General features: G+C 69.3%; 4 protein-coding genes and 1 pseudogene. 1 reads left to right on the top strand and 4 read right to left on the bottom strand.

The window, feature by feature from the left end; translation table 11 throughout:
• The 4 genes from VFM98_RS19845 to VFM98_RS19830 form a co-directional block, all read right to left on the bottom strand.
• A partial coding sequence (locus VFM98_RS19845) for a peroxidase family protein (protein ID WP_325111621.1) occupies positions 1-2,137 on the bottom strand: 2,137 nt, incomplete at its 3' end.
• 503 nt (positions 2,138-2,640) lie between these two features.
• On the bottom strand, positions 2,641-3,135 hold the full coding sequence (ssb, locus tag VFM98_RS19840) for a single-stranded DNA-binding protein (RefSeq protein ID WP_325111620.1): 495 nt from the start codon (positions 3,133-3,135) through the stop codon (positions 2,641-2,643).
• A 33-nt stretch (positions 3,136-3,168) separates the two neighbouring features.
• On the bottom strand, positions 3,169-4,374 hold the full coding sequence (locus VFM98_RS19835; protein ID WP_325111622.1) for an MFS transporter: 1,206 nt from the start codon (positions 4,372-4,374) through the stop codon (positions 3,169-3,171).
• Positions 4,375-4,509: 135 nt separating this feature from the next.
• Positions 4,510-5,127, bottom strand: a complete 618-nt coding sequence (locus VFM98_RS19830; RefSeq protein WP_325111619.1) for a hypothetical protein — start codon at positions 5,125-5,127, stop codon at positions 4,510-4,512.
• A 147-nt stretch (positions 5,128-5,274) separates the two neighbouring features.
• Between VFM98_RS19830 and VFM98_RS19825 the strand changes: the two are divergent.
• Positions 5,275-6,291: pseudogene (locus VFM98_RS19825) on the top strand (excinuclease ABC subunit UvrA); the annotation flags it as partial.

Raw genomic sequence — 6,291 nt, 5'->3', positions numbered from 1 at the left:
AGAACTGCCGGCGCGCCTCGTTCAGCGAGGGGATGCCGGTGTCGCGGGCGCGCGCGATGTTGATCGCGCCGAGGTCCAGCGGCAGGCCGACCAGGTTGTTGCGCAGGGCTTCGGTCAGGAATTCGTCGATCTCGTTGCCCACCTGGCGGGTCATGCCGCGCAGGATGGCGCCGGCCGCTTCCTCCGCATTGGCGCCGCTGTCGGCGAAGGCGAGCGGGTTGAGGAAGGCATCGATCAGGCCGATGTCGTCGGAGGTCTGGCCGTCGGCGGCCAGCCGGTCCACCGTCTCGCGCAGCATGGAGTGGCCGAAGCGGTACACGACGTGCGCGAACTCGGCGACGATGGCGGCGTCGATCTCGACCGTGTTGGAGAACAGGAACGGGTCCACGTCCGGGGACACCAGGCGCGCGAACTCCTCGAACACGAGGTGCTGGTACACCATCTCGGTGCTGAAGCGCCCGGCCTGGAACAGGCGGTCGCCGTTCCAGAGCAGCGCGTCGGGATCGGACGGCACCGCGCTGCCTGCGACCGGCTCGAGCAGCCACTGGTTGATGAAGGCGACGTCGCCGCTGGCCAGGATCTCGGCCTTCACCTGGTCCACCCGGTTGTTGTGCTCGCTGTGGAACACGGTGTGGACTGCGGTCAGGCCGATGTTCTCGTTGCCCCGGCCGTCGCCGACGATGAAGTGCTTGTCGAGCAACTCGTTGTCATAGGTCGTGGCGATGCCGTACATGTTGGTCGGGATCGCATTGCCGACGTCGGTGTCGAGGTCCGCCCCGGCCTCGACCATCGGCGTGTTCGGGTTGTGGTCGTCGTCGATCAGGCCGGAGACGGGCACGGCAGTGTGCGCGATGTCGTTCAGGAAGGCACGCCCGGCACTGAAGGCGTCCGCGGCGCGCGCCGGCGCTTCGGGGCTGCCTTCCACCAGGCGGGGGGCTCCGCCGGCCACTTCCGGCGGCAGCACCAGCTGTGCATACCCGTTCGGGCCCGGGACGAAGTTGCCGTACAGGTCCGAGGCGACCAGCGGCACCCGCAGCACGTCCATGTCGGTCAGCTCGATGCCGAGCATCTCGCGCGCCTGGTTCTTGATGTCGGCCCAGGTCGGCGGGCCGCCGGCGGCCCCTTCCAGCATGTGGCTCGTGGCCACTGTCTTCATGACGCCATCCACCTCGATCCGCACGTATTCGCGCAGGAACACGTGGTGCGACTCGTGCGAGGTGTAGACCTGGTTCAGGTCGATGAAGGGCGTCGTCTCGTTGCGGTGCTCACGCACGTCGTCTGCGGTGCCGAGCACGCCATCCGGGCCGGGCTGGTTGGTCGCCCGCGTCATCACCATGAAATTGGTCGGGCTGCCTTCGACGTACAGCGGGTCGTCCGGCTGCAGCGGAACGTAGACGGTGCCGCTGCCGCCCTTGGAGACCAGGTCGAGGCCGTGGTCGAAGAACTGGCCGAACAGCGTGAGGAAGCCGTTGAAGGGCGCGGTGTCGCCCAGGTCCGGCATCACGTTGGGCACGAAGACCGCCTGGTCGTTGACGTCGAATTCGAGCCCGAGCTGCGCGGGCAGTGCCTGGAAGGCCGCGGCGGTGCTGTCGGCGAGCTGCTGGGCGGCCGCGAGCTGCTCGGGGCCGGGCGCGGGGTCCGCGCCGGCCTCGATGGCGTCCAGCAGTTGCTGCAGGTCGGCAGCGGCCTTTTCGGAGGCCTGCCGCGCCGCGGTGTACCTGGCCGCGTCCCCCCACGGGTCGGTGGAGCCGAGCGCCGTGAAGGCCGCGACGAACACGGCCGGATTGCCGGTGGACTGGTCGGCGATCAGGTTGCTGATGGTGCGCGGCTGCGAGTCGTAGACGCTGCCGGAGGTCTGTTCGTACGATGTGGGCGTGCCGGTGCGCGGGTTGGCTTCGGCCGGCTTGAATTCGGGGCTCAGCAGGCGCGGCATGAACTGGTCGGCCGAGCCGTACTCGGTGTGCACCAGGTTGTTGTATTGGCCGCTCACCGTCCGCAGGCCGAAGGGCGCCAGGTTGTGGAGAGGGGTGCCCATCTCGTCCGTGAGCTGGGTGTACCCCGACTCCACGTGCCGCTCGGCAATCTTGATGTGGCCCAGGATGCGGGAAATGTCGTCGAGGTTGAGGCGAAAAGACATGGAGCTGCTCCGGGGAAAGGTTTGGAACCAGGGCTACGGCTCAGCGACAACCGGCAGTTGTCATGAGCTGTAACTCAGTGTGTCCACCGGCAAGTTCTGCAGCAATACCGAGCTTTGAGCCGTCAAAACACCAACTCAGCGGCTGGGAAAGCACACGGTCCGGGCAGACGGCGGCGCCGCGCTCGCCTCGAACGTGGTAGTTCCGAAAAGCATCCGAGGTAACGCGTTGTAACCGCTACCAGGGATGACGCCGGGTCGCGCCCGTGGAAGGGCTGCCGGCAGGAAGGGCGGCGCGAAAGGTGGGCCGTCGGGTTGGACGTTAGCGGCGATGGCCCGGCCGGCCATCCCCGGATCGGGCTGAATCGGCGGCACCTAAGTGCCGGCGTACGCTGCGGAATGCGCGGGGCCGGCTTCGCTGGCGGCCGGAAGGAGCGAGGCCGCCCGGCGCAAGGGCGGGCGGCCTCCGGGGAGACGAGCGCGCCCGAGCGCCGGGCGCGCGAGGCTCAGAACGGGATGTCGTCGTCCATGTCGTCGAAGCCGCTCGCGGGCTTCGAGGCCGGGCGCTGGGCGCCGCCGCCGGCGGCCGGGGCGCGGCTCGGGGGGGCGGAGCGGCGCGGGGCGCTGTCGTAGCCGCCGTCGTCGTCGGAAGGGCCGCCCATGCCCTCGCGCTTGCCCAGCATCTTCATCTCGTCGGCGCGGATTTCGGTGGTGTACTTCTCGATCCCGTCCTTGTCCGTCCACTTGCGGGTGCGCAGGCTGCCTTCCACGTAGACCTGGGAGCCCTTGCGCAGGTACTCGCCCGCGATCTCGGCCAGGCGGTCGTTGAAGACCACCCGGTGCCATTCGGTGAGTTCCTTCATTTCGCCGGTCTGCTTGTCCTTCCAGCGTTCGGACGTGGCGATCGTCACGTTGCAGACGCGCCCGCCGCTGGGGAAGGTGCGCGTTTCGGGGTCCTTCCCGAGATTGCCGACGATGATGACCTTGTTGACGGATGCCATGGAAACTCCTCTGAGGGGTGCGATTATCGGGCCTCAGCCGGCCTCGGCCTCGTCGGCGAGCACCTCTTCCGCCGTCTTGGGCGTCTGCGGCGCCCGCATGTGCCACGCCGCCAGCAGCCACACCAGCATCATGAGGGCCGCGGCGCCGAACAGGCCCGCCGATCCAACGTTCTTCGCCAGCCAGCCGCCGACCGCGCCGCCGGCAAAAAATCCCAGCGATTGCAGTGTGTTGTACACACCGAGCGCGGCGCCGCGGGCCGCCGGCGGCGCCAGCCGCGACACCAGGCTGGGCTGGGTGGCTTCCAGGACGTTGAAGCCGCAGAAGAAGAAGAACAGCAGCGCCGTCAGCACCGGCAGGCTGGGCGCGCGCGCCGCCAGCAGGAAGCCCAGCTGCGCCAGCAGCACGATGCCGATGGCCGCCAGGAACACCGCCCGCAGGTAGCCGCGCCGCTCCAGCGCGAACACGGCGCCCATCGCGACGAAGGAGGCGACCACGGTGGGCAGGTAGACCTGCCAGTGGCGGTCCTTGTCCAGCCCGGCCTGCACCAGCAGGGCCGGCACCGCCATCCACATGGCCAGCTGCACCGCATGCAGCACGAACACGCCGACGTCCAGCCGCAGCAGCGGCCCGTGCGCCAGCACGTCGGCGAGCCGCCCGCGCGGCACGTTGGCGTGCTGCACCGGCGCGGGCGGCGTCCACCAGAACACCACGGCGATGCAGCCCAGCGCCAGCAGGCCGGTGATCGTGAACAGGCCGTGCAGGCCGATGACCTCGACCAGCATGGGCGCGGCCACCAGCGAGACGGCGAACATCAGGCCGATGCTGGCGCCCACCAGGGCCATGGCCTTGGTGCGGACGACGTCGCGGGTCTGGTCGGCCAGCAGCGCGGTCACCGCCGCCGAGACGGCGCCGGCGCCCTGCAGCGACCGGCCGGCCACCAGCCACCAGACGCTGGGGGCGGCGGCGGCGACGAAGCTGCCGGCCGCGAACACCAGCAGGCCGAGCGCGATCACGCGCTTGCGGCCGTAGCGGTCGGAAGCGAGGCCGTAGGGGATCTGCAGGATGCCCTGGGTGAGGCCGTAGATGCCCATCGCCATGCCGACGAGGGCGGCGTCGTTGCCGCCGGGGTAGCGCGCCGCTTCGAGCGCGAACACCGGCAGCACCAGGAACAGGCCCAGCATGCGGGCCGCGAAGATGATCGCCAGCGAACCGCTGGCCCGGCGCTCGGCCGCCGTCATGCGGCTCGAGCCAACAGGAACAGGGATGGAAGTCACGGATGGGGAGAGCTGCTCGCGGACGCCGCCGTCCGGCAAAAAGCAGGATTCTCCCGCATCGGCCAAACCCGGGGCCGCGGCCCCGGGATGGGCACGGGCTCAGTCCTTGGGAATGCCGGCGGCGAACCAGCCACCCGCGTTGGCAGCGCTCTCGCCGGCGTTCAGGATCAACAGCACGGCGTTCGGGCAGGCCAGCGGCGCGTTCATGACCGCAAACTCGCCCCGCAGGCGGAAGTCGCCGTTGGGTGCGAGCTGCACCGTCTCCTCGGAAGTGAACTTGGCGAGCGTCGCTCCGGCGCCGCAGTAGAGGCGCGCGCGCACGCTGACGTTGCCGCTGCGGCCCACGTTCGGGCTGCCGGCGAAGATCAGGCCCTTGCCCCGGATGTCGAAGCTGCCGTCGCGGGAGACCTTGGCCTTCAGGTCCTCGATCACCCAGGGCCGGCCGGCTGGCGGCGTGTCGTTGACGTTGTTCGCCGCCGCGTCCCCGCCGATCGGGTTCGCGTTGTTCGCGCCGGCCCAGGTGGCCGGCTGCACGCCGATGCCGCCGTCGAACTCGGCGACCGCGCCGCCGGAGGCCGCGTGCGCCAAGTCGCTGGCCAGCAGCGCCAGCGCCAGCAGCGTGGCCAGCACAACACCGGCCAGCAGGCGCAGCATGGCGGCCTGCGACCGGTACTGCCGGCGGGTGGAACGGGAAACGGGGTAATACGGACGTGTCACTTTTGTCTCCGTTGGTCGTGGGTATGCGATTAACGATCAGCCACCCCCCAACCTTCCGGAAGTGAAACAAATGTGGGCGTTCCTTACGACTGGGTGCTCCCGTTGCGCTGAGCCGGGGGTGCGTGCCCGCGGAAGCCCGCCCGTTCTATGATTTCGGGTTTTCCCTTGGCGGGCCCGAGTTTGAACGACAGCACCGACGGCAAGTACCTCCACGAGGCCCTGGGCCAGCGGATCAGCATCCGCGGGGCGCGCACGCACAACCTGAAGAACATCGATCTCGACCTTCCGCGGTACAGGCTGGTCGTGATCACCGGGCTCTCCGGCTCGGGCAAGTCCTCGCTCGCCTTCGACACGCTCTACGCCGAGGGCCAGCGCCGCTACGTCGAGAGCCTCTCGGCCTATGCGCGCCAGTTCCTGCAGCTGATGGACAAGCCGGACGTGGACCTGATCGAAGGCCTTTCGCCGGCGATCTCCATCGAACAGAAGGCCACCAGCCACAACCCACGCTCCACGGTGGGCACAGTCACCGAGATCCACGACTACCTGCGCCTGCTGTTCGCGCGCGTGGGCACGCCCTATTGCCCGATCCACCACCTGCCGTTGCAGTCGCAGACCGTCTCGCAGATGGTCGACGCGGTGCTGGCGCTGCCGGAAGACACGCGCCTGATGGTGCTGGCGCCGGTGGCGCGCGAGCGCAAGGGCGAGTTCACCGAGCTGTTCGCCGAGATGCAGGGCCAGGGCTACGTGCGCTTCCGCGTCGGCGGCGAGGTGTTCGAGTTCGACAACCTGCCCAAGCTGAAGAAGGCCGAGAAGCACGACATCGACGTGGTGGTCGACCGGCTGAAGGTGAAGTCCGAGGTGCAGCAGCGCCTGGCCGAGAGCTTCGAGGCCGCGCTGCGGCTGGCCGACGGCCGCGCCATCGCGGTGGAGATGGAATCGGGCCGCGAGCACCTGTTCAACGCGAAGTTCGCGTGCCCGATCTGCCACTACTCGATCGCCGAGCTGGAGCCGCGGCTGTTCTCCTTCAACTCGCCGGTCGGCGCCTGCCCCAGCTGCGACGGCATCGGCACCATGGAATTCTTCGACCCAACCCGGGTCGTCGCCTTCCCCGAGCTGTCGCTGGCGGGCGGCGCGATCAAGGGCTGGGACCGGCGCAATCCCTAC

Source organism: Ramlibacter sp., assembly GCF_035706265.1.
GTDB lineage: Bacteria > Pseudomonadota > Gammaproteobacteria > Burkholderiales > Burkholderiaceae_C > Ramlibacter.
Note: the sequence above shows the minus strand (reverse complement) of the source record. Positions and strands in the feature narration are given on the sequence as shown.